This is a genomic window from Flavobacterium psychrotrophum, assembly GCF_003403075.1.
Classification (GTDB): Bacteria; Bacteroidota; Bacteroidia; order Flavobacteriales; family Flavobacteriaceae; genus Flavobacterium; species Flavobacterium psychrotrophum.
The window spans coordinates 736,299-758,436 of sequence record NZ_CP031557.1 but is presented as its reverse complement, the minus strand read 5'-3'; the positions used below and the strand labels follow the sequence as shown (position 1 = coordinate 758,436).

The 22,138-nt window shown below is 41.9% G+C and carries 19 protein-coding genes; 15 read left to right on the top strand and 4 right to left on the bottom strand.

Annotated features, from left to right (window positions below):
• Positions 1–64: 64 nt before the first annotated feature.
• The 4 genes from DYH63_RS03265 (at position 65) to DYH63_RS03250 (ending at position 4,014) form a co-directional block, all read left to right on the top strand.
• Complete coding sequence (locus tag DYH63_RS03265) at positions 65–1,534, top strand: TonB-dependent receptor (protein WP_116787439.1); 1,470 nt, start codon at positions 65–67, stop codon at positions 1,532–1,534.
• A gap of 86 nt (positions 1,535–1,620) precedes the next feature.
• Positions 1,621–2,100, top strand: a complete 480-nt coding sequence (locus DYH63_RS03260; protein WP_162926905.1) for a hypothetical protein — start codon at positions 1,621–1,623, stop codon at positions 2,098–2,100.
• Positions 2,101–2,144: 44 nt separating this feature from the next.
• The gene (locus tag DYH63_RS03255; RefSeq protein ID WP_116787437.1) at positions 2,145–2,831 is read left to right on the top strand and encodes a hypothetical protein; all 687 of its coding nucleotides are present in this window, start codon (positions 2,145–2,147) and stop codon (positions 2,829–2,831) included.
• A 91-nt stretch (positions 2,832–2,922) separates the two neighbouring features.
• Positions 2,923–4,014 (top strand): alkene reductase, encoded by a 1,092-nt coding sequence (locus tag DYH63_RS03250; protein WP_116787436.1) that lies wholly within the window; start codon positions 2,923–2,925, stop codon positions 4,012–4,014.
• A 154-nt stretch (positions 4,015–4,168) separates the two neighbouring features.
• On the opposite strand, the gene hutH is transcribed toward DYH63_RS03250, so the two are convergent.
• Entirely contained in the window at positions 4,169–5,677 is a 1,509-nt protein-coding gene (gene hutH, locus DYH63_RS03245) for a histidine ammonia-lyase (RefSeq protein WP_116787435.1), read from the bottom strand.
• Positions 5,678–5,745: 68 nt separating this feature from the next.
• The gene (locus DYH63_RS03240; protein ID WP_116787434.1) at positions 5,746–7,245 is read right to left on the bottom strand and encodes an NAD(P)H-hydrate dehydratase; all 1,500 of its coding nucleotides are present in this window, start codon (positions 7,243–7,245) and stop codon (positions 5,746–5,748) included.
• Positions 7,246–7,532: 287 nt separating this feature from the next.
• Here DYH63_RS03240 and thrA point away from each other — a divergent pair, with 287 nt between their 5' ends.
• The 6 genes from thrA to DYH63_RS03210 all read left to right on the top strand — a co-directional run bounded on the left by thrA (position 7,533) and on the right by DYH63_RS03210 (position 15,678).
• Positions 7,533–9,983: a bifunctional aspartate kinase/homoserine dehydrogenase I gene (gene thrA / locus DYH63_RS03235; RefSeq protein ID WP_116787433.1), complete on the top strand. Its 2,451-nt coding sequence runs from the start codon at positions 7,533–7,535 to the stop codon at positions 9,981–9,983.
• 282 nt (positions 9,984–10,265) lie between these two features.
• Positions 10,266–11,192, top strand: a complete 927-nt coding sequence (locus tag DYH63_RS03230; RefSeq protein ID WP_116790729.1) for a homoserine kinase — start codon at positions 10,266–10,268, stop codon at positions 11,190–11,192.
• A 67-nt stretch (positions 11,193–11,259) separates the two neighbouring features.
• A complete protein-coding gene (locus DYH63_RS03225) occupies positions 11,260–11,517 on the top strand; it encodes a DUF6364 family protein (protein WP_116787432.1) in 258 nt (85 codons plus the stop codon).
• The gene (locus DYH63_RS03220; RefSeq protein ID WP_116787431.1) at positions 11,514–11,927 is read left to right on the top strand and encodes a type II toxin-antitoxin system VapC family toxin; all 414 of its coding nucleotides are present in this window, start codon (positions 11,514–11,516) and stop codon (positions 11,925–11,927) included. The genes DYH63_RS03225 and DYH63_RS03220 overlap by 4 nt, the downstream gene beginning before the upstream one ends.
• A 13-nt stretch (positions 11,928–11,940) precedes the next feature.
• Complete coding sequence (thrC, locus tag DYH63_RS03215) at positions 11,941–13,230, top strand: threonine synthase (protein WP_116787430.1); 1,290 nt, start codon at positions 11,941–11,943, stop codon at positions 13,228–13,230.
• A 318-nt stretch (positions 13,231–13,548) separates the two neighbouring features.
• Positions 13,549–15,678 (top strand): RICIN domain-containing protein, encoded by a 2,130-nt coding sequence (locus tag DYH63_RS03210; RefSeq protein ID WP_116787429.1) that lies wholly within the window; start codon positions 13,549–13,551, stop codon positions 15,676–15,678.
• Positions 15,679–15,935: 257 nt separating this feature from the next.
• Here DYH63_RS03210 and DYH63_RS03205 read toward each other — a convergent pair whose 3' ends face one another.
• A complete protein-coding gene (locus tag DYH63_RS03205; RefSeq protein WP_116787428.1) occupies positions 15,936–16,868 on the bottom strand; it encodes a peptidylprolyl isomerase in 933 nt (310 codons plus the stop codon).
• 98 nt (positions 16,869–16,966) lie between these two features.
• Between DYH63_RS03205 and DYH63_RS03200 the strand changes: the two genes are divergently transcribed.
• The 4 genes from DYH63_RS03200 (at position 16,967) to DYH63_RS03185 (ending at position 19,863) form a co-directional block, all read left to right on the top strand.
• Positions 16,967–17,767: a class I SAM-dependent methyltransferase gene (locus DYH63_RS03200; protein WP_116787427.1), complete on the top strand. Its 801-nt coding sequence runs from the start codon at positions 16,967–16,969 to the stop codon at positions 17,765–17,767.
• A gap of 104 nt (positions 17,768–17,871) precedes the next feature.
• Entirely contained in the window at positions 17,872–18,324 is a 453-nt protein-coding gene (locus DYH63_RS03195; RefSeq protein WP_116787426.1) for a DUF1569 domain-containing protein, read from the top strand.
• Positions 18,325–18,572: 248 nt separating this feature from the next.
• Complete coding sequence (gene trmD / locus DYH63_RS03190) at positions 18,573–19,247, top strand: tRNA (guanosine(37)-N1)-methyltransferase TrmD (protein ID WP_116787425.1); 675 nt, start codon at positions 18,573–18,575, stop codon at positions 19,245–19,247.
• Between the two features lie 58 nt (positions 19,248–19,305).
• Positions 19,306–19,863 carry a hypothetical protein gene (locus DYH63_RS03185; protein ID WP_116787424.1) on the top strand — a complete coding sequence of 186 codons (558 nt, stop codon included), beginning with the start codon at positions 19,306–19,308 and terminating at the stop codon, positions 19,861–19,863.
• A gap of 65 nt (positions 19,864–19,928) precedes the next feature.
• On the opposite strand, the gene DYH63_RS03180 is transcribed toward DYH63_RS03185, so the two are convergent.
• Positions 19,929–20,951, bottom strand: coding sequence for a threonine aldolase family protein (locus DYH63_RS03180; protein WP_116787423.1), 1,023 nt, complete (start codon positions 20,949–20,951; stop codon positions 19,929–19,931).
• Positions 20,952–21,006: 55 nt separating this feature from the next.
• Between DYH63_RS03180 and prfB the strand changes: the two genes are divergently transcribed.
• Positions 21,007–22,105 (top strand): peptide chain release factor 2 gene (prfB, locus tag DYH63_RS03175; protein WP_116787422.1). Its coding sequence is split into 2 segments (ribosomal slippage): positions 21,007–21,069 and positions 21,071–22,105, totalling 1,098 coding nucleotides; the frame shifts between segments, so codons are not numbered across the junction.
• The last annotated feature ends 33 nt before the right edge of the window (positions 22,106–22,138 follow it).

Sequence of the window (22,138 nt, the reverse complement as noted above, 5' to 3'; positions counted from 1 at the left end):
AATAGCATTATTTGTTTTATAAAACGCAGTGATTTCCTAACTTTGCAACATATCTTTCAGCGCAATGAAATTATCAGAAGACGAAATTACCCTTAAGGGCGACCGCATAATAGCCCACGTGCCCTCTATTAAAGACAAGGCCCTGCGTATAAACCTCAATTCGAATATATACGGCACCTTTGCAGAAATAGGCGCCGGGCAGGAAACCGTAAGGCATTTCTTCCGTTCGGGTGGTTCGTCAGGTACTATTGCAAAAGCAATGAGTGCCTATGATAAAGACTTTAGCGATGCCATTTACGGCACTGAAGAAGACGGAAGGTATGTAACCGAAAGCAGGCTTAAAAAAATGCTGGGCCATGAGGTGCGCATTATGGAAGAAAGGCTAAACCGCGAAAAACACCCTACAAAAGTGTTTTTTAGTTATGCTAATACCGTAGCCACCATAGATTTTGCCAAGCAGTTTAAAGGCCACGGCTGGGTAGGTATACGCTACCAGGTAGAACCGGATGAAGACTATAATGAGATTACCCTGCACATTCGCTTTAAAGAAAATGATGCCCGCCTGCAACAGGAAACACTGGGCATACTGGGTGTAAACCTTATTTATGGCGCATTCTACAAATATAATGACCCTAAAAAATTACTACGCTACCTATACGATCATCTGGATAAAGACCAGCTGGAGATAGATACCATAAATTTTAGCGGTCCGCGTTTTGCCGATGTTGATAACAGGCTAATGAGCCTGCAACTTGTTAAAAACGGCATGACCGATGCGGTGATGTTTGACCCGCAGGGGCATAACGTATTACCTGCCGCCATACTATATAAAAAGAACATCCTCGCCCTAAGGGGAAGTTTCCGTCCTGTTACTAAGGTAAACATGGATATGTATGAAAAATCACATCAGATCTTTTTAAAAGAAAATAAGGTAGACCCTGAGAAAACACTTGTAGTTTTTGAAATTACCCTGAGCAACCTGCGTAGTGAGGGCGAAATTGATGAACGCGACTTTATGGATCGTGCTGAGCTACTTTGCTCACTTGGTCAAACGGTAATGATCTCTAACTTTCAGGAATACTACAAAGTGGTTGAGTACTTTAGTGCTTATACTAAAGCACGCATGGGGCTTGCCATGGGCGTAAGCAACCTTGTAGATATTTTTGATGAAAAGTACTACCGCCACCTTAGCGGAGGCATACTGGAAGCCTTTGGTAAACTATTTTACCGCGACCTTAAAGTGTACCTGTACCCTATGAAAGATGAAGAGGGCAACGTAATAGACTCTGAAAACCTTATGGTACACCCAAGGATGAAGGAACTTTACAAATTCTTTAAGTTTAACGGCAAGGTTATAGATATACCTGAAGTAGATGTAAACAACCTGAACATCTTTAGCCGTGAGGTACTTAAAATGATAAATAAGGGAAAACCGGGCTGGGAACCAATGCTGCCTGCCGGTATTGCAGAAATTATTAAAGAAAACCATCTGTTTGGCTACGACCCTAAACGCCAGCTTGCTGAACAGGAATAATATTTTTATATCGTAAGAAAAAACCGCCTATTTTTATGGCGGTTTTTTTATGCCCTAAAATTTAGATGTGCAAACCTACCTTACTTATGAGAAAAAAATTACTTATTCTTGCAGCGGCAAGCCTGCTGATATCCTGCCAAAAGGAAAAACAGGAACCTGCCACCTTAACTGAACCTGAAAAAACCACTGCAATACCAGAGATGCCGGCACTACTGCTTACCTCTTTTACTGATGTTCCTTCTGAGATTGACGGCTGTTCGTGCCTGTTTTCATCAGACTCTCTTGATTTTAAAAACAACAGGTATTTATATGCTAACGACTTTGCCGAGATTGCCTTTATGAAAATAAACGGTACTATGGTAAAGTTTAAGCAGGTAAGCCATCAGGAAAAAGATAGCCTTAGTGCTTTTACCACATACAGGGCTAAAGATCTTGAAATGAGTATTGAAACAAGGCAAACAAGAAAAATAAATTATGAAGTAATGGAAGAAACCGGCACAATAACCGTAAAGCGCAGCGACGGCCAGGCCATTACAAAAACTGTTTATGGTGTATGTGGATGCTAGCAATAATTAATTACTTTTGAAGTTAGAATAACAAACTCCCAATTATGAAATTCCTTATTTATATTGTTCTTGCGCTTTCATTATCATTATTTAGCAGCTGCGGCTCAGAACCACTTACAAAAGCAATACCCGAAATATCAGCCTACTGCGGAACTAAAGACATACAAGTAGGTGTGGCATCTGCTGTATCAGGCAAAGAAAGCATCAATGCTTACACTCTTGAAGTTGCTAACATAAAGGCAATTAAAGATGGTTATCCTGCCGCCCTGGTTTCGTCGCAGTGTGCAAAATTGTTTTTTGATGCTTTGACTAAAGAACAGCGCAAAGACAAAAACACAATAAGGGTTACGGTAAAATCTGAATCAAAAAGCGAAACCACCGATTATAAGATGGAAGATATGGAACGTGTTGGCGCATTTGTTAAAGACGGTAACAAAGTTATCAATCTGATTAAAAAAGGCAAATACAATAATATGTATGCAATGGCAGATCCAGAATTTGTAACAAAAGAAGCATTTGATATATTAGTAAGGGATATTTTTGAAAAGCAAAAAACTATACTCGCAAAAACAAATAAGATACAGGATGACGGCTTTGAATTTCTGGAAGTAAACGGTGTGCATTTTGTAAATGTATTTGCACATACTCCTATCGACAGCCTTTCTGTTAATTACAAAGTTACTTTTACCGATGAGAAAAATCCTAAAATAGCGGGTTTCTTTATTAAGTAAACGCCTGGCAATCGTAAAGAACTCATAAAGTGCTCGCACACCGTTTAACGTTTTTGTAATTTGCATATACTCATTGCAAATTATATCAATAATGTCAACAGATAAAACACCTATCCTCTTTACTCCTTTTGACACCCAAAATATTTCTTTTGGTAATCGTATCGTTATGGCACCCATGACGCGTTCTCGGGCTATTAACAATATCCCAAACGATTTGATGTCCGAATACTATGCACAGCGGGCTTCGGCGGGGCTTATCATTACAGAGGGCACCTCGCCATCGCCAAACGGCCTGGGCTATAGCCGTATTCCCGGAATATTTAGCAATGTACAGATAGAGGGATGGAAAAAAATAACGGATGCCGTACACGCTAAAGACAGCAAAATATTTATACAACTTATGCATACTGGCCGTGTTACCCATAGTGACAACCTGCCCGATGGAGCAAAAATTGTAGCGCCAAGTGTTATAAATTCGGGTACAGAGATGTGGACGGATAACGCCGGGGTGCTACCTACCGAAACACCTGAAGCACTAAGCCCCGAAGGAGTAATAGATACCATACAGGAATATGTAACAGCAGCTAAAAACGCCATTACAGCCGGTTTTGACGGTATAGAACTGCATAGTGCTAATGGCTACCTGATGGAGCAGTTTTTAAATCCAAAATCTAACGAACGTACCGATGAGTATGGCGGCAGTGTTGAAAACCGTGCCCGTTTTGTATTAGAAGTTGCCAAAGCTGTTGCTGATGCCATAGGCAAAGAAAAAACAGGTATACGCTTTTCCCCATATAACACATTTAACGGCATGCCGGATTATGATGCCGATGAAGTATTTGAAACCTACGAATACCTGGCTAAAGAAATTGATAAAATGGGATTACTTTACGTCCATCTTTTTTCTAATGCAGCAAAACAGGCTCCACGTGGTGCTGAATTAATTTCAACAATCAGAGCTTATTTTAAGGGCATACTGATAGACAATGGTGGCTTTACTAAAGACAAAGCTATTACTGCTATTGAAAGCCACGAAGTAGACATGGTAGCCTTTGGTACGGCATTCCTCGCTAATCCAGACCTGCCTTATCGCCTGCAAAATGGCATCTACCTTACCCAGCCTGAAGAAAGCACGTTTTATAGCGCCGATGAAAAGGGATACACGGATTATCCTTTTGCATAAGCTATATTATGGATTTTAGACTTTATGTTTTCAGCTCCTTTAAAATATCGAAGAATTTGTAAGCATCTAAAATTTCAGGATACCTGATACTACTTTAAAACCTACAAGGTCTTAGAGACCTTGCAGGTAGTAGTACGGTCTAAATTCTAAAAATCTATTCAAAAACACTTTCATCCAGCTGAAGGTTGTGCAGGAATGAAAGCGTATTTTCTATATCGTAATGCAAAATGCGGTCTTCGGTTACAGTAGGCACTTCTTCGCGGTACGAGCTTACAAACATCTCTAAGAAATCACTCGACCTCAGCGGACGGCGGAACTCAATAGCCTGTGCAGCATTCATAAGTTCTATAGCTAAAATACGCTCCAGGTTCTCTATTATACGAAGTGTTTTTGTAGCGGCGTTCGCCCCCATACTTACGTGGTCTTCCTGCCCATTGCTCGATACTATGCTGTCTACACTCGCCGGGGTGGCCAGTTGTTTGTTCTGGCTTACAATACTGGCGGCTGTATATTGCGGAATCATAAAACCTGAGTTAAGTCCCGGGTTGCTCACCAGGAACGGTGGCAAGCCACGCAGGCCGGAAATCAGCTGGTAGGTACGCCTTTCAGAGATGCTACCCAGTTCGGCCAAGGCTATCCCCAGGAAATCAAGCGTAAGCGCTAACGGTTGCCCGTGGAAGTTACCACCAGAGATAATTTCATCGCTCTCCACAAAAATATTAGGATTGTCAGTAACCGAATTGATCTCGGTACGGAAAACTTTCTTTACATAATCAATAGTATCCTTAGTAGCACCGTGCACCTGCGGGATACAACGGAAACTGTATGGGTCCTGTACATGCTTTTTAGGCTGCGCGATGATCTCGCTATCCTCAAGCAGTTCATTAAACCTTCGGGCTGTAACAATTTGCCCTTTATGCGGACGGATAATGTGTATATGCTCATTAAACGGCTCTATACGTCCGTCAAAACCTTCTAAAGAAACGGCGGCAATAACATCGGCCAGGTAGCTGTATTTAGTTGCCTTTAGTAAAATATACACACCATAAGCACTCATAAACTGTGTACCGTTTAACAATGCAAGGCCTTCTTTGCTTTTAAGCACAAGCGGCTCCCAGCCAAAGCTTTTAAGCACTTTAGCAGCAGGCTGACGGAAACCATCAGCAAAAACTTCGCCTTCACCCAGTAACGGTAATGAAAGGTGCGCTAATGGGGCAAGGTCACCCGAAGCGCCAAGCGAACCCTGGGTATAAATTACGGGAAGTATATCGTTATTATAAAAATCGATAAGGCGCTCTACAGTGGCTAATTGCACACCGCTGTTACCATAGCTAAGCGACTGTATTTTTAGCAACAGCATAATCTTAACAATAGCATCCGGCACAATATCACCTGTACCGCAGGCATGCGATTTTACAAGGTTTTCCTGAAGCTTGCTCAGGTTCTCGTTATCTATCTTTACATTATACAGCGACCCAAACCCGGTATTAATACCATAAATGGGTGCCTCATGGGTCTCCATTTTCTTATCAAGGTAGGCGCGGCATTTTTCTATGTTTGCGCGGGCCTCTTCGCTAAGGGCAAGTTTTACATCCTGTGTAAGGATAGTGTTTAGGTTTTCAAGGGAAAGGATATCACTGCTGATATAATGTATAGTGTCCATGCGTGGCAGATTTTGAAAGACCAAAATTCACTAAAATGCAATTAAAAAACAACTTTATTGATAACTTTTCATTTCTGTCTGCATTCTGCCTCTATTTTAAGGTAAGCTTTACCCAGATAATGTAGTATGTCAGACGCTGTAAAGGCCTGCACACTGGTTTCAGAAATGGCAATATCTGCAGTAAGCCCGTGCAGGTATACACCAAACAAAGCTGCATCTACCGCATTATAACCCTGTGCCAGTAATCCGGTAATAATTCCGGTAAGGCAATCGCCGGTACCTCCTGTAGCAAGTGCTGCATTCCCCGTTGAATTTACATAGATGTTTTCGCCATACACTACCATGGTATGTGCATCTTTAGCTACAAGTATAACTTTGTATTGTGCGGCAAAAGTTTTCATCTTATCAAGCTTTTCAAAATCATTGTCCCAACTGCCCATCAGGCGTTCCAGCTCTTTAGGGTGCGGAGTAAGGATTGTATTTTGTGGCAACAAGGTTAGCAAGTCTTTGTTTTGCGACAGGATGTTTAGCGCATCGGCATCAATAACCAGGTGTCCATTATATTTTTCAAGGAAATTTTTTATCGCCTGCTGCGTTTCAGGATGCTGCCCTATGCCGGGGCCTAACCCAACAGCATTTGGATTAAACTCAAAATTAATGGCTGAAATATGCTCCTCCCCTTCGGTAAGCGCCATGGCTTCCGGAAAATATGACTGCATTATTTCATAACCACACTTCGGGATGTAGGCTGTAACCAGACCGCAACCAGACTTTAATGCGGCTTTCGCCGAAAGGCACACTGCTCCTATTTTGCCATAGCTTCCGCCTATAATAAGTGCATGCCCCTGAGTACCTTTATGGGCATGGGGCGCCACAGGCTTATAACGGTGCTTAATTTCTTTACGGTCTACAAGAAAATATGATGAGGGGGTATTGCTTATAAAATCTTTATCAAGGCCAATGTCCAGCACTACAACACGGTTTACAAAGCGGCTGTTACCGGGCAGGTAAAATGCCAGTTTAGGGAACTGGAAGGTAAGCACATAATCGCTCTCTACGGCAATTTCTGTATCTTGATCCATAAATAACCCAGACGGCACATCAATAGAGATAACGTGCCCATTACATTGGTTTATCTTTTCGATCACGCTTTTTACACCCTCCGGCATTTCGCGGTTCAGGCCAATACCAAAAAGCGCATCAATATATATTAGTTTGTCCTCTTCATACGGGTAGTCTGCCCCCTTATTATCTTTTATACCACTGTCAATCAATTTTTGCAGGGCAGTTTCAAACTCCGGTGTGGGCTTACCCGCATCGCTTACCATATCTGCTTTTACAGGATAATTATCTTCATGCAGCAGGCGTGCTATTACCAATCCGTCGCCACCGTTATTACCCCGTCCGCAAAAAACATGAAAGGTAGTTTCCTTATCCGGGAAATGCTTTTTTATCCACAAAAAAGCCTCATGTGCAGCGCGTTCCATCAGTTCATAATAGCCTATTCCCTGATTTGAAATTGTAATTTCGTCAGCCTGCCTAATGTTTATTGTTTCAAAAATCTTCATTTAACCGGTATCTTGTTGTATTTTTAAGATATTCGCAAAAGCGAAATATCCTCTTGGTCAGCTATGTAAAATTATTACATTTGTAAGTATATGAATGTTAACAGCAACAAATATTTAACTACTTCCATTTCCCTTACAGGGACATTTGGCACTGTTGGCATTACCACCACAATTACCCCATAGGGGTTATAATCATTACATATAGCCAGCTTAAGGGTTATTTTTCTACCGAAAGATAACATAAGCACCTGTGTTTAAATCCTATCTTTACTGTAAAACCAATACGAATGAACGTTATCAAATTTGGCGGAACATCTGTAGCCAACGCCGAAAATATATCACGTGCCCTGGGCATCGTAAAACAAAAAAAAGAAAAAGAACCTGTTATTGTTATTGTATCTGCGCTGGGCGGTGTTACCGATGTGCTGCTTAATGCTGCCATAGCTGCCTCAGAAAAAGATGAAGTTTATAAAGAAGCCCTGGCTTTGCTCGAAACACGCCACCTCGACGCTGTAAAGAGCCTTATTCCTGTAACGGAACAAAGCGCGGTACTGAGTCATGTAAAACGCGAACTAAACCACCTGGAAACCTTACTAGACGGTTGCTACCTTTTAGGCGAATTATCTGAACGCACTAAAGACCTTATCTTATCATTCGGTGAGGTACTTTCATCATACATCATTAGCGAAACGCTTAAAGCACAAGGCGAAGATGCCGGGCTTGCCGACAGCCGCGAACTAATAAAAACCAATAGCCGCTATGGTAAGGCCGTAGTAAACTTTGAAGTGACCAACCACCTGTTGTTTGATTACTTTGAGCAGGGTAATTACCGCATTACCGTAATGCCGGGCTTTATATCCCAGGCGGCAGACGGGCATACTACTACCCTGGGCCGTGGCGGGAGCGATTATACCGCTGCCATTGTAGCAGCAGCCTTAGAGGTGCCTTCGCTTGAAATATGGACCGATGTGAACGGTATTTATACTGCCAACCCTAAACTTGTAAAACAAGCTGAGCCTATACCGTATATTACATTTGAGGAGGCGATGGAGTTATCGCACTTTGGTGCAAAAGTACTCTACGCCCCTACCATACAGCCCATATTGAGCAAGGATATTACCCTGCACATAAAAAATACCTTTGAACCCGAAGCCCACGGCAGTACCGTGAGCAAAGTGCCCGAAATAAAAAGTGAGAACCCTATACGCGGCATCAGCAACGTTGACGACATTACGCTCATAACGCTGGAAGGTCCCGGTATGGTGGGCGTGTCCGGTTTTTCTAAACGTCTGTTTGATGTAATTTCTAAAGAGAACATCAATGTGATTTTTATCACGCAGGCATCGAGTGAACATTCCATTTGCTTAGGTATTGTAGATGCAGAAGCTCAAAAAGCGGAAGCGACCATAAACGGCGAATTTGGTTTTGAGATTCAACAGGGCAAAATTTACCCTGCCATTATAGAAAACGGATTGAGCATTATTGCCGTTGTAGGCGAAAACATGAAGAACCACCAAGGGCTTAGCGGACGTATGTTCAGCTCTTTGGGTAAAAACAACATCAACATCAGGGCTATAGCGCAGGGTGCAAGCGAGCGTAACATTTCTGCCGTTATTGATAGGAAAGACGTTAAGAAAGCCTTGAACACGCTGCACGAAACATTTTTTGAAGATGCTACTGTACAGCTTAACCTGTTTGTAATGGGTGTGGGTAATGTGGGTGAGAAATTCCTCGACCAGATACAAACCCAGTATAACTACCTGAGGGATAACCTGCGTATTAATGTGCGTATTGCCGGACTTTCTAACTCGCGTACCATGATCTTTGATGAGGAAGGTATTGACCTTGCTAATTTTAAAGAACTGCTACCTGACGGAGAAGCGACCAGCGCCGAAGGTTTTATTGCCAAAATTAAAGAACTCAACCTGCGCAACAGTATTTTTGTAGACAACACCGCCAGCCATGATGTAGCGGCAACTTACGCGCAATATTTAAAGAACAGTATTGCCGTGGTTACCTGTAACAAAGTAGCCTGTTCGTCTGAATATGAAAACTATAAATTCCTTAAAAACCTAAGCCGCCAGTACAATGCTCCGTTCCTATTTGAAACCAATGTGGGTGCGGGATTACCAATAATTGATACACTAAAAAACCTTATAGCCAGTGGCGACCGTGTGCATAAAATACAGGCGGTACTTAGCGGCAGCCTTAACTTTATATTTAACAACTTTAACGAGAACACTTCGTTCAGGGATGTGGTAAAACAGGCAATGGTGGAGGGCTATACTGAACCCGACCCAAAAATTGACCTTAGCGGTATCGACGTAAAACGCAAACTTGTGATCCTGATACGTGAAAGCGGTTATGATTTTGAGATCGATGATATTGCTACCGTATCGTTCCTGCCGGATCATTGTATGGCTACGACCAATAACGATGACTTCCTGGTTTCGCTGGAAAACAACGCAGCCCATTTTAATGCGCTTTATGCAAAAGCCGCAGCTCAGGGTGACAGGCTAAAGTTTGTTGCCACGTTTGAGAATGGTAAGGCCAATGTAGGCCTGCAATTCATTCCGGCGTCGCACCCGTTTTTTAATCTTGAAGGTAAAGACAATATCGTATTGTTTTATACGGATCGCTATGCCGACCAGCCGCTTATTATTAAGGGTGCAGGTGCAGGTGCAGCAGTAACGGCATCAGGTATTTTTGCAGATGTGATACGTATTGGCAATAAATAGGCTATCTAAAGATATTTTATTCGTGGAATTCGTGGAATAAATAAAAATTATACCACATAGATACATAGCTAATAATGAGCTTAATCAATTAAAGTTTTGCATAGTAAAAGCTCTGCTTTACATAGCTATGCGTAAAATTTATTTTCTATAGAACCTTTTACCACAAAAAAGCTATGTGCCTATGTGTTTAGATTTAAAGATATGCAGAGTAGCTTATTAAGAGACAAGAGTTGAGTAAGGATAATGTTCGACAGCATTAATACGATTGGCATAAGAAAAACAATGAACGAGATAAAACTATTTTGCCCTGCAACCATTGCTAACGTTTCCTGCGGGTTTGACGTACTGGGCCTGTGTCTGGAAAGCGTGGGTGATGAAATGACCATTGCCAAAACGGCTGAAAAGGGTATTCGCATCACCAATATCATAGGCGCAGATTTGCCTTTGGAAACCGAAAAGAACGTGGCAGGTGTAGCAGCTTTAGCACTGATTGAAACGCTTAACCCTGATTTTGGTTTTAACATCAGCATCACAAAAAATATAAAAGCAGGCAGCGGTATAGGCAGCAGTGCGGCCAGTGCAGCGGGTGCAGTTTTTGGCATCAACCAGTTATTGGGCAGCCCGCTAACGAATACCGAACTCGTGCAATATGCCATGCAGGGTGAAAAGCTGGCCAGCGGTAGTGCCCATGCCGATAACGTAGCCCCTGCCCTTTTAGGCGGTTTTACGCTGGTGCGCAGTTACGATCCGCTTGATATTATTGCCATAAAAGCGCCGGGCGAGTTGTATGCCACCGTTATCCATCCGCAGATAGAGCTAAAGACAAAAGATGCACGCTCTGTACTTAAAGAGAACATCAGCCTTAAAAAAGCCACGATACAGTGCGGCAACATCGCCGGGCTTATCAGCGGCTTATATACTGAAGATTATGCGCTTATAGGCCGATCATTGCACGATGAACTGGTAGAGCCGGTGCGCAGCATCCTGATACCAAAATTTGCCGAACTCAAAGCCGCAGCCAAAGAAGCAGAGGCACTGGGCGGGGGAATATCAGGATCGGGACCATCGGTATTTGCGCTAAGCAAAGGCCGCAAAGTTGCAGACGCCGCCGCAAAAGCCATGGCTGCGGTATTAGAACCTACAGGCGTGCCGTTTGAGGTACATGTATCGGCGATAAATGCTGATGGAATAAAAATACTACACGTGTAAATTAACAAAAACCAACACGTGCATTATTCATAGATTTAATATCTTTGTTTATATTAAAACATTAATTATGAGCACCAAACTGACTTTAACAATTAAAGAAAAAGATGTTATCGAAAGAGCTAAAGAATTTGCTAAAGAGCAAAACCGAAGCCTTTCTGATATTATTGAAAATTATCTCAAAGCTATTATAAAAAATAAGGCTGAAATTAAGGAGAATGAACTTCCCCCAATTACGAAATCTTTAAAAGGCTCTTTAAAGCTTGCCGATGATATTGATTATGAAGAGTCCCGTTATAAGTGGTTAGAAGAAAAATACCTTCGATGAAACATATACTTATTGATAGTGATGTAATTATTGACTTTCTTGTTGATCGTCATCCTTTTTCAGTGCACGCCATACATATTTTAGCATTGTGTGAAAAAAAAATTATTAAAGGCTATTTGACACCTATAATTATTGCAAATGTATATTACATCCTAAAAAGAAGTAATAGCCACATAGCTATTATGGAGCAGATAAAAGGTCTTTTAAGTATACTTGATCTTACTGAGGTTAATAAAGATACAATACTACTAGCTGTAAATTCTGATTTTAAAGATTTTGAAGATGCGCTTCAAAATTTCTCTGCCGTTAAAAATGGTAAAATAAGTACGATCATTACTCGCAATGTGAAAGACTATAAAAAAAGTACATTGGCAGTTATTACACCAGAGATGTACTTAAATAAAAATTAAGCAACTAACCACCATGAAATACTACAGCTTAAACAACCACGATATAAAAACCAGCTTTAAGGAAGCAGCCATAACCGGTATAGCGCAGGATAAAGGGCTATATTTTCCTGAAAGTATTCCGCAACTGGATGCAGATTTTATAGCAAACCTTGAAAACTACAGCAACGAAGAAATTGCCTACCGTGCCATTGCGCCGTTTGTAGGTGATGAAATTCCTGAAGAAAAATTACGAAATATCGTAAAAGAGACCCTATCATTTCCGTTTCCATTGGTAAACGTTGAGGAAAATGTCTATGCACTTGAATTGTTTCACGGGCCAACTATGGCGTTTAAAGATGTGGGTGCCCGTTTTATGTCGCGCTGCCTGAATTACTTTACGCAGGGCGAAGATAAAAAGATTACGATATTGGTAGCAACTTCCGGCGATACCGGCGGAGCTGTGGCAAGCGGATTCTTAGGTGTAGAGAATATTAATGTCGTGATACTGTATCCATCAGGAAAAGTTAGCGACGTGCAGGAAAAACAGCTCACTACGTTAGGGCAGAACATTAAAGCGCTCGAAGTGTCGGGTAATTTTGACGATTGTCAGGATATGGTTAAAAAAGCATTTCTGGATGATGAGCTTAAAGACATAAGCCTTACCTCTGCCAACTCCATAAACATTGCACGCTGGCTGCCGCAAATGTTCTATTACTTCTTTGCCTATAAAGACCTAAAGGCAAAAGGTAAGCCCGTTGTGGTAAGTGTGCCCAGTGGTAACTTTGGCAACATTTGCGCGGGTATGATGGCTAAAAAAATCGGGCTGCCCATAGCGCATTTTGTAGCATCGACCAATGCTAACGATACTGTACCTCGCTTTATGGACAGCCAGGAATATACTCCTAAACAAACCGTAGAAACCCTTAGCAATGCCATGGATGTAAGCAACCCAAGCAACTTTATACGCATACTGGAGCTTTTTGGTAAAGAGTTTGGCGCGCTCGATAGCGAACTTACCTCCTACCCTTTTACAGACGCAGAGACTATTGCTGCCCTGCAAAAAGTATATACTGAAGACGAATACCTGTGCGACCCTCACGGTGCCGTGGGCTATCTGGGGCTTAAAAAATACATGGAGGACAACCCGGGTTATACCGGTGTATTCCTGGAAACTGCCCACCCGGTAAAATTTGCCGATAGCATTACCCAGAACCTTGATATAGAAATCGCGATTCCTGAGCAAATAGAAAATGTGCTACACGGCAAGAAAGTCACACAAAAAATAAGCAGCTACGAAGAACTAAAAGATTTTCTTAAAAAATAGAATTCTCTATAACTCAAAGCCACGAATCACACGAATATACACAAACAATGAGCGTAAATTTGTATAACTCGTGGCTTGTTTACTCTACAAAGAGCACATATCTCCGCCAAAACAACTTATTTACTCTTTCTATAAGATAGTGCTAACACCGTACAAAACACCACTGAATATCAACACAATATATTATTATAAATAAGTTTTTGTAATACCGAAACCGTTATAGTGATGAGTTTTTGATAGGGCTATATTTACCATATCACGAATTTTAGTTACCTAATTTTAACATATCTAAAATTTTGTTTCACTAAAATTTCGATCATGAAAAACCATTCACTCATTTCGCGCTTTCGCGCAAAACAACTCTTACTAACTGCCGCCGGTCTTTGTTTCTTTACCTCGTTTGGGCAAACCGTAACCCCATGGCTTACTAAAGGCGACCAAAGCGCTCTCCTGGCACAACAGGGTACTGTAAACTTTGCAGCAAACTCAGGTACCAATGCCAATACCATTACAGTATCGCCGGGAACTACGTACCAAACCATAGACGGTTATGGATGGAGTCTTACCGATGGTAGTGCACAGGTTATTGCCGGCTTGGCAGCCACACAGCAAAATGCATTACTACAAGACCTTTTTAACCCTTCAACCGGGCTTAGCTCTAATGTAGTACGCATAAGCATTGGTGCTTCAGACCTAAGCCAATATACTTATAGCTACGACGACACCTATGGCGATACTGCGCTAACCAACTTTAGCCTGAATGGCTTTACTATGGATTATACTGTACCTATACTAAAAAAGATACTGGCTATTAACCCAAACATTAAAATACTGGCCACTCCATGGAGCGCACCATACTGGATGAAAAGCAATAACGGCTGGATTGGCGGTAGCCTTTTATCAGCTAATTACGGCGTATATGCCAACTATTTTGTAAAATATTTACAGGCCATGCAGGCTCAGGGCATTAAGATATGGGCAATAACGCCACAAAATGAACCCGAGAACCCCTACAACGAGCCGAGCATGACCATGAATGCTACCGAGCAGAAGAATTTTATAAATAACAACCTTGGCCCGCAACTGTTATCTTCTGGTTTTGGTTATGTAAAAATTATTGCTTTTGACCACAATTGCGATAATACTGCCTACCCTACTGATGTTTTGAATAACAGCCCTTATGTAGATGGTGCGGCGTTTCACCTATATGCAGGCGATATATCTGCCATGACAACCGTAAGGAACAATACCGGCAAGAACGTTTATTTTACTGAGCAATATGTGGGTGGCCCTGGTAGCTTTAGCGGCGACTTTGGCTGGCATATGCAAAATGTTATCATTGCCTCGGCCAATAACTGGGCTAAGGTAGCCATGGAATGGAATCTTGCCACAAATACTTCTTATGGGCCGCGCACTTCTGGCGGTTGTACTAACTGTATGGGAGCTATTACCATAAACAGCAGTACCAGCTATACTAAGAATTCACCTTACTACATGATAGGCCAAATCTCTAAATTTGTGAAGAATGGTGCTGTACGCGTGGGCACCGGCATAAGTGGATCGGCCATAAAAGCGGCTTCGTTTAAAAATAACGACGGGTCTGTTGTAGTCGTTGCCTATAACAGCTCATCATCAGCTACAAGTACAAAAATTGTTTCGGGTAGTAATGCATTTACTTATTCCATTCCGGGTTCGTCTGCCGTTACCTTTAAGTGGACAGAAGGCAGCACACAGGGTTACCCAGGCTATTACAATGTCTTTGCACGTTCTACCGGCAAAGGGCTGGATGTTGCCGGGGCATCTACATCCAGCGGGGCAACCATACAACAATGGGATGTAACCAGTGGTGGTAGCAATAACCAGCGCTGGAGATTTGAGAGCGCAGGCAACAACCAGTACTACATTCGTGTAAAAAGTACAAACATGTACCTTGCCCTGGCAAGCACCAGTACTGCCGATGGTATTTTAGTACAGCAAAAAAGTTTTGTAAACAATAACACTTACAAGTGGACGGTAACCAGTGTGGGTAGTGGCTATTACAAAATTGAGAACGTATACAGCGGCAAAGCCCTAAACGTAAAAGACAATTCGACCGTAAATGGCGGAGCAATCCAGGTATGGACCTATGGTGGCGGGCTCAATGAGCAATGGTCTTTAGGCCAGGTAGAAAGTGCTGCACGCTATGCTGCACCGGGTGTGGCTCAGGAAGACGCTACAATTAAGTCATTCTCTGTATATCCTAACCCTGCTTCATCTAATGCTACATTAGTAACCGAAGAGAATGGTACTTATGCCATTATGGGCCTTACCGGAAACATCATCTCTAAAGGTAATGTGGCTACCGGTGAAAATAACATCAGTATAGGCCACCTGGCTTCAGGATATTATCTTATCCGTTTTGATAATGATAAAGGCGACAGTAAAACGCTGAAGCTGCTAAAACAATAGATTATTTTAAATGATGAATTTTAAATGCATTTAGCATTTCATAAAATTTGGTTGACTATGTTAGTAACCCCATCAGGAATTATTCCGGTGGGGTTTTGTTTTATACAAGATAAATTTCGCAAAGGTTCACAAAGTTAAAACAAGATTTCTTTGTGCTACTTTGCGTCTTCTTCGGGAAAGTTTGTGTTACCAATTATTCAAAAAAAAAGCCTTCCGTTTCCGGAAGGCTCTTACTATTTTGTACTAAAATCTTAATACTACTTAACGTCCATAAGTTCTACGTCAAATACAAGTGTAGCATCCGGAGGGATAACGCCACCTGCACCGCGAGAACCATAACCAAGGTGCGAAGGAATAACAAAACGGGCTTTGTCTCCTACTTTTAGCAGGGCAATACCTTCGTCCCATCCTTCAATTACCTGACCCTGGCCAAGTTTAAAGTCAATTGGGCTTTTGCGCTTGTAAGAAGAGTCAAACTCCTGTCCGTTTTCAAGGGCACCTTTATAGTGTACTGATACCGTTTTACCTTTTTCAGCCTGCTTGCCATTACCTTTTTGGATAATTTGGTAACGAAGTCCGCTTTCAGTCTTTTCAAAACCTGCTGCAATTTTATCAAGCGCTGCATCAGCTTGTTGCTTTTGCTCAGCAAGCCTTTTTTCACGAGAACCTTCAAAGGTACGGAACGCCTCAACAGCATTCCATTTTTGAGCATCTTCGCCTACACGAACAATTTCAAGTGTTTCAATTTTATCATTTTGCTGTATAGCATCTACCACATCCTGTCCGCTCACTACATTACCAAACACAGTGTGCTTGTTATCAAGCCATGGTGTAGCTACGTGTGTAATAAAAAACTGAGATCCGTTAGAGCCAGGACCTGCATTAGCCATACTCAACACACCCGGTGTATCGTGCCTAAGGTCCTGATGAAACTCATCGTCAAACTGGTAACCAGGGCCACCTGTACCTTTACCAAGCGGGTCGCCGCCCTGTATCATAAAGTCTGCTATAACCCTGTGGAATATAAGGCCATCATAATACGGCTTGCCCTGTGGCTTAGCATCGTTTTCAAGGTTTCCTTCTGCAAGGCCCACAAAGTTGCCTACAGTACCCGGAGTTTTATCATAGGTAAGTTTTACAAGTATCTCACCTTTAGAAGTATTGAATTTTGCGTAAATTCCGTTTTCCATTGTTTTTGTTTTGTTTGAAAGAGGCAAATTTACGAATTTATTTGTGGTGGCAGGTCATAACAAAACGGTAAATTTGGTAAAAGCCAATAGAAACATCCATGAAAAAAGAAGACAACTATATAACCGTTAATAAAAAAGCCTGGGATGCCAAAACTGTACACCATACAGCGTCTGACTTTTATGATATGGCGGGCTTCCTCGCCGGGCGCAATACGCTTAACGAGATAGAACTGGAGCTACTGGGCAATGTTAGCGGCAAAAGCATTTTGCATCTGCAATGTCACTTTGGTCAGGATACACTTTCACTTTCACGGATGGGTGCTAAAGTAACAGGGGTAGATTTCTCTTTAGAAGCTATTAATAAAGCACGCGAACTAAATGAGCAATTAGGGCTTGATACCAAATTTATATGTTGCGATGTCTACAGCCTGCCTGACGTTTTAGATGAAGAATTTGATATTGTATTCACGAGTTACGGCACCATAGCCTGGCTGCCCGATTTAGACAAATGGGCAGCGGTTGTTTCACATTTCCTGAAACCGGGTGGCAGGTTTGTGTTTGTAGAATTTCATCCTGTGGTATGGATGTTTGATAACGATTTTACAAAGGTTACCTACAACTATTTTAAATCTGATGCTATTATTGAAGAAGAGACAGGTACGTATGCTGACAAGGAGGCCAACATTCGTAACGAAACCATAAGCTGGAACCACAGCATAAGTGAGGTGCTGGGAGGGCTGCTCAACCACGGCCTTAGTATAGCGCAATTTCAGGAATATGACTATTCGCCTTATAATTGCTTTAACCATCTGGAAGAATTTGAATTGGGCAAATTCCGCGTGAAGCATCTTGGTAATGATATCCCAATGGTGTACTCGGTTTTAGCTATAAAACAGTGAAAGATTGACAATGTGTAATGAGAGATTAACATTGTTAAATACACTATTAAAATCTTACGGAATAATTACTAATTTTGATACGGAAAATAAACACACACACAGTTATGGAAAGCCTGTTTCACCCGAAAGGAAATCAACATATAGTAGACCGCATAGATAAACTAACGCCCATAGCTCTTAGCGAGTGGGGTGTAATGACCGTAAGCCAGATGCTGGAGCACTGCCAGCTGCCGCTACAGGTTGTATATGGCACTAAAGAAATTAAAGTTAACTGGATTATGCGCCTGTTGTTTGGTAACAAGGCCAAAAAGCAGTTTACCAATGCGCATCCGTTTGGGAGGAGTATGCCTACCGCAAAAGAATTTAAAATTACCCACGAGCCTGATTTTGAATCGGCAAAGCAAAAGCTTAAAGAGCTGGTTACTAAATTTAGCCGCGAAGGCCACGATGCCATAAAAGTAACAGTACATCCGCTGTTTGGTAAAATGACACATACCGAAATAGACATTGCCCAGTGGAAGCACCTGGACCACCACCTGAAGCAGTTTGGAGTATAACTTTCCTGTGGATTTGGTTATTTGGTGATGCGGTTATTTGGGAGCTACATTCGCATTAAGTATGGGTTTTCCATTTCGACGAAGGAGAAATCTCAACAAAGGTAGATGTAGCGATGCGTGAATTTGGCGATTAGATTTGAGGCGTGTACTTTGTCATGTTTAAAATGTTCAGTTTTTAATTTTTCAATTGTTACCTTTGCACTCTTGAAATTGGTACATTAATCAATTAAATCATTGATACACTAAACATGCGCATCGACATCATTACCGTTCTCCCTGAGTTATTACGTAGCCCTTTTGAAGCTTCTATCCTTAAACGTGCCCAGGATAAAGGCATTGTAGAAGTGCACCTGCACAACCTTAGGGACTACAGTACTAACAAGCACCGAAATGTTGACGACTACCAGTTTGGCGGTGGTGCAGGTATGGTAATGATGGTAGAGCCCATAGACCTTTGTATCAGCAAGCTAAAGGCTGAACGCGATTATGACGAGATTATCTATATGACTCCTGATGGCGAAACGCTGAACCAGGGCATGGCGAACCAGATGTCTTTACTCGAAAATATCATCATTCTTTGCGGGCATTATAAAGGTGTAGACCAGCGCGTGCGCGACCATTTTATTACGAAAGAAATTTCTATTGGCGACTTTGTATTATCCGGTGGTGAGCTTGCGGCGGCTGTTGTTGCAGATGCTATCATCAGGCTAATACCGGGTGTGCTGAGCAATGAGACTTCGGCACTTACCGATAGTTTTCAGGATAACCTGCTTTCTCCGCCTATTTATACCCGTCCGGCAGAATATAAGGGCTGGAAAGTGCCCGATATTTTACTAAGTGGTAACTTTGGCAATATTGATAAATGGAGGGAAGACATGGCCTATGAGCATACAAAAACAAGGAGGCCGGATCTTTTAGAATAGTTTTTTTGTTTCAGGTTTCAAGTTACTCACTCAAACGATAGTTAAAACCAAACTGACTATGATAGATTTTTCAATAAAACCGAATGTGATTACGCTTGAACTCAAGGTTAAACCTGCTAACATTGCCCTCAGGATATTATTGCTGATTCTAAATGTTGCCTGTTTCCTATTTATCATATGTATCTTTTTTGTTTCTGATGGTAGTCCTTTCGGTAAACTTATTGGTACTGTGTTTATAGGTGCATTTGTAATGTTTCTTTCGAGATTGCTTTTATGGAATAGCTTTGGCAAAGAAATATATGAAATATCTACCAGCGAGTTTACCTCAATAAACGATTACGGATGGTATAAGGACAAAAAGAAAACTATCCCACTTCCGCAACGTTTTGAGCTGCATTACATTGATACTGAATATCTGCAAACTATTTTACCTTTAGGCGAAAATGTTACTTTCCAAAAAAAACGGGAATACAAAATAGTATTTAAGGTTGATGGTATTTTTCATCAGTCTGTAGTAAACCAAAAAAAGAAAGATATGGAAAGCTTCATGAAATTGCTCCCTGAATTTGGTATAATTTATCCTTCACACCTAAATACTGAAATTATTTGGTTATAAATATTGGGTAAGCAGGCTGACACTATCCGAACCAACCTGAAACTTTAAACCTGAACAAATTTAAACTAAGCAAGCTTACTAAACGCTTCTATTACATACTGGTGCATTACCTCTTTGTAATCAAGGTGGGTAACAATACGCAACTTGCCTTTACCTAATGAACTTATAAAAATACTTTTTTGCTTTAGCTTTTCTATAAGTCCGGCTTCGCTATAGCCATCCTTTAGTGAGAATATAAGAATGTTTGTTTCTACCGGTTCTACGCTTTTTACCCATGGCAATTGTGCCAGGAGCTGTCCCAGTTGCTTTGCACGGCGATGATCTTCCTCAAGGCGGCCTACGTTGTGTTGCAGGGCATATAATCCGGCAGCGGCAAGATAACCTGCCTGCCTCATGCCTCCGCCAAATACCTTACGGATGCGTAGTGCCTTAGCCATATCGGCTTTGCTGCCTAAAAGTAAAGACCCTACCGGTGCGCCCAGGCCTTTGCTTAAACATACCGAAACGGTATCGAACAACTCGCCAAACTGCTTAGGGTGCTGGCGTTTTGCTACAAGGGCATTCCATATACGGGCACCATCAAGGTGGTATTTAAGGTTGTTTGTGGTACAAACGTCTTTTATATCTTTAAGGGTTTGCAGGTCGTAACACGCTCCTCCGCCTTTGTTTGTTGTGTTTTCTATACAAACTAATGTAGTAAGTGGGCTGTGGTAAAAATCGGGCGGGTTAATGCTCTCAGCTACCTGTGCTGCAGTAATCATGCCACGGTTGCCGTCAATTAGTTTAGCCTGCACGCCACTGTTAAACGCCATGCCACCACCTTCGTAGTTGTATACGTGCGCCCACTTGTCGCAAATAAGCTCATCACCCGGCTGGGTGTGCAATTTAATAGCAGTCTGGTTTGCCATGCTACCGCTGGGAAAAAATAATCCGGCCTCTTTACCAAATAATCCGGCTACAGATTCTTCCAGTTCGTTTACCGTAGGGTCCTGTTTATAAACATCATCACCCACTTTAGCGCGGAACATATGCTGCAACATTTCGTTAGAAGGCTTGGTAACCGTATCGCTTATTAAATTAATTTCCATATAATTGAAAAGTATCGCTTATTTTTGCGTAAGCAAATGCAAAATTACAGATTTTATGACAAATACCGAACAAATAAAAGGTATTATAGAGCGTCTTGGTGCGCTGAGGAGGTATCTTTGACGTTGACAGGAAGTTAATAGAAATTACCAACGAGGAAGAGAAAACCTATGCACCCGACTTTTGGAACAACGCCAAGGAAGCGGAGGTTATTGTGCGCAACCTGCGCAGCAAGAAAAAGTGGGTGGAAGACTACCAAAAGGGTAACAACATGGCCGAGGAACTTCAGGTTATGTACGACTTTTATAAGGAAGGCGATGTGAGTGAGGAAGAACTGGACACCCAGTACAAAGACACTATTACCCACATTGAAAACCTTGAGTTTAAAAATATGCTAAGCGACGAGGGCGACACCCTGAGTGCTGTAGTACAGATAACGGCCGGTGCCGGTGGTACCGAAAGCTGCGACTGGGCCGCAATGCTTATGCGTATGTACATTATGTGGGGCGAAAAATATGGCTATAAGGTTAAGGAACTTAACTTTCAGGCGGGTGAGGTAGCGGGTATTAAAACCGTTACCCTGGAGTTTGAAGGCGATTACAGCTTTGGCTACCTTAAGGGCGAAAATGGCGTACACAGGCTTGTACGCATCTCTCCGTTTGATAGTAATGGCAAGCGCCACACGTCATTTGCATCGGTATATGTATATCCGCTTGCAGATGATACGATAGAGATAGAAATAAGCCCTGCCGATATTAGCTGGGAAACCATGCGAAGCAGCGGCGCGGGAGGCCAGAACGTTAACAAGGTAGAAACCGCGGTGCGCCTGCGCCACCACCCTACCGGCATTATCATTGAAAACTCTGAAACACGTTCGCAACTTGATAATAAGACAAAGGCCATGCAGCTCTTAAAGTCTCAGTTATATGAAATTGAGCTTAAGAAACGTCAGGCGGTGCGCGACGAGATAGAAGCCAACAAGATGAAAATTGAGTGGGGTTCGCAGATACGCAACTATGTTATGCACCCTTACAAACTGGTTAAGGATGTGCGTACAGCTTATGAAACCAGCGATGTAGATGGCGTTATGAACGGCAACATCGATGAGTTTTTAAAGGCATTCCTGATGATGATGGGACAGAAAACTGAGGAGTAATTGATTGATTATTTTTTGTTTTTTATTTTCTAT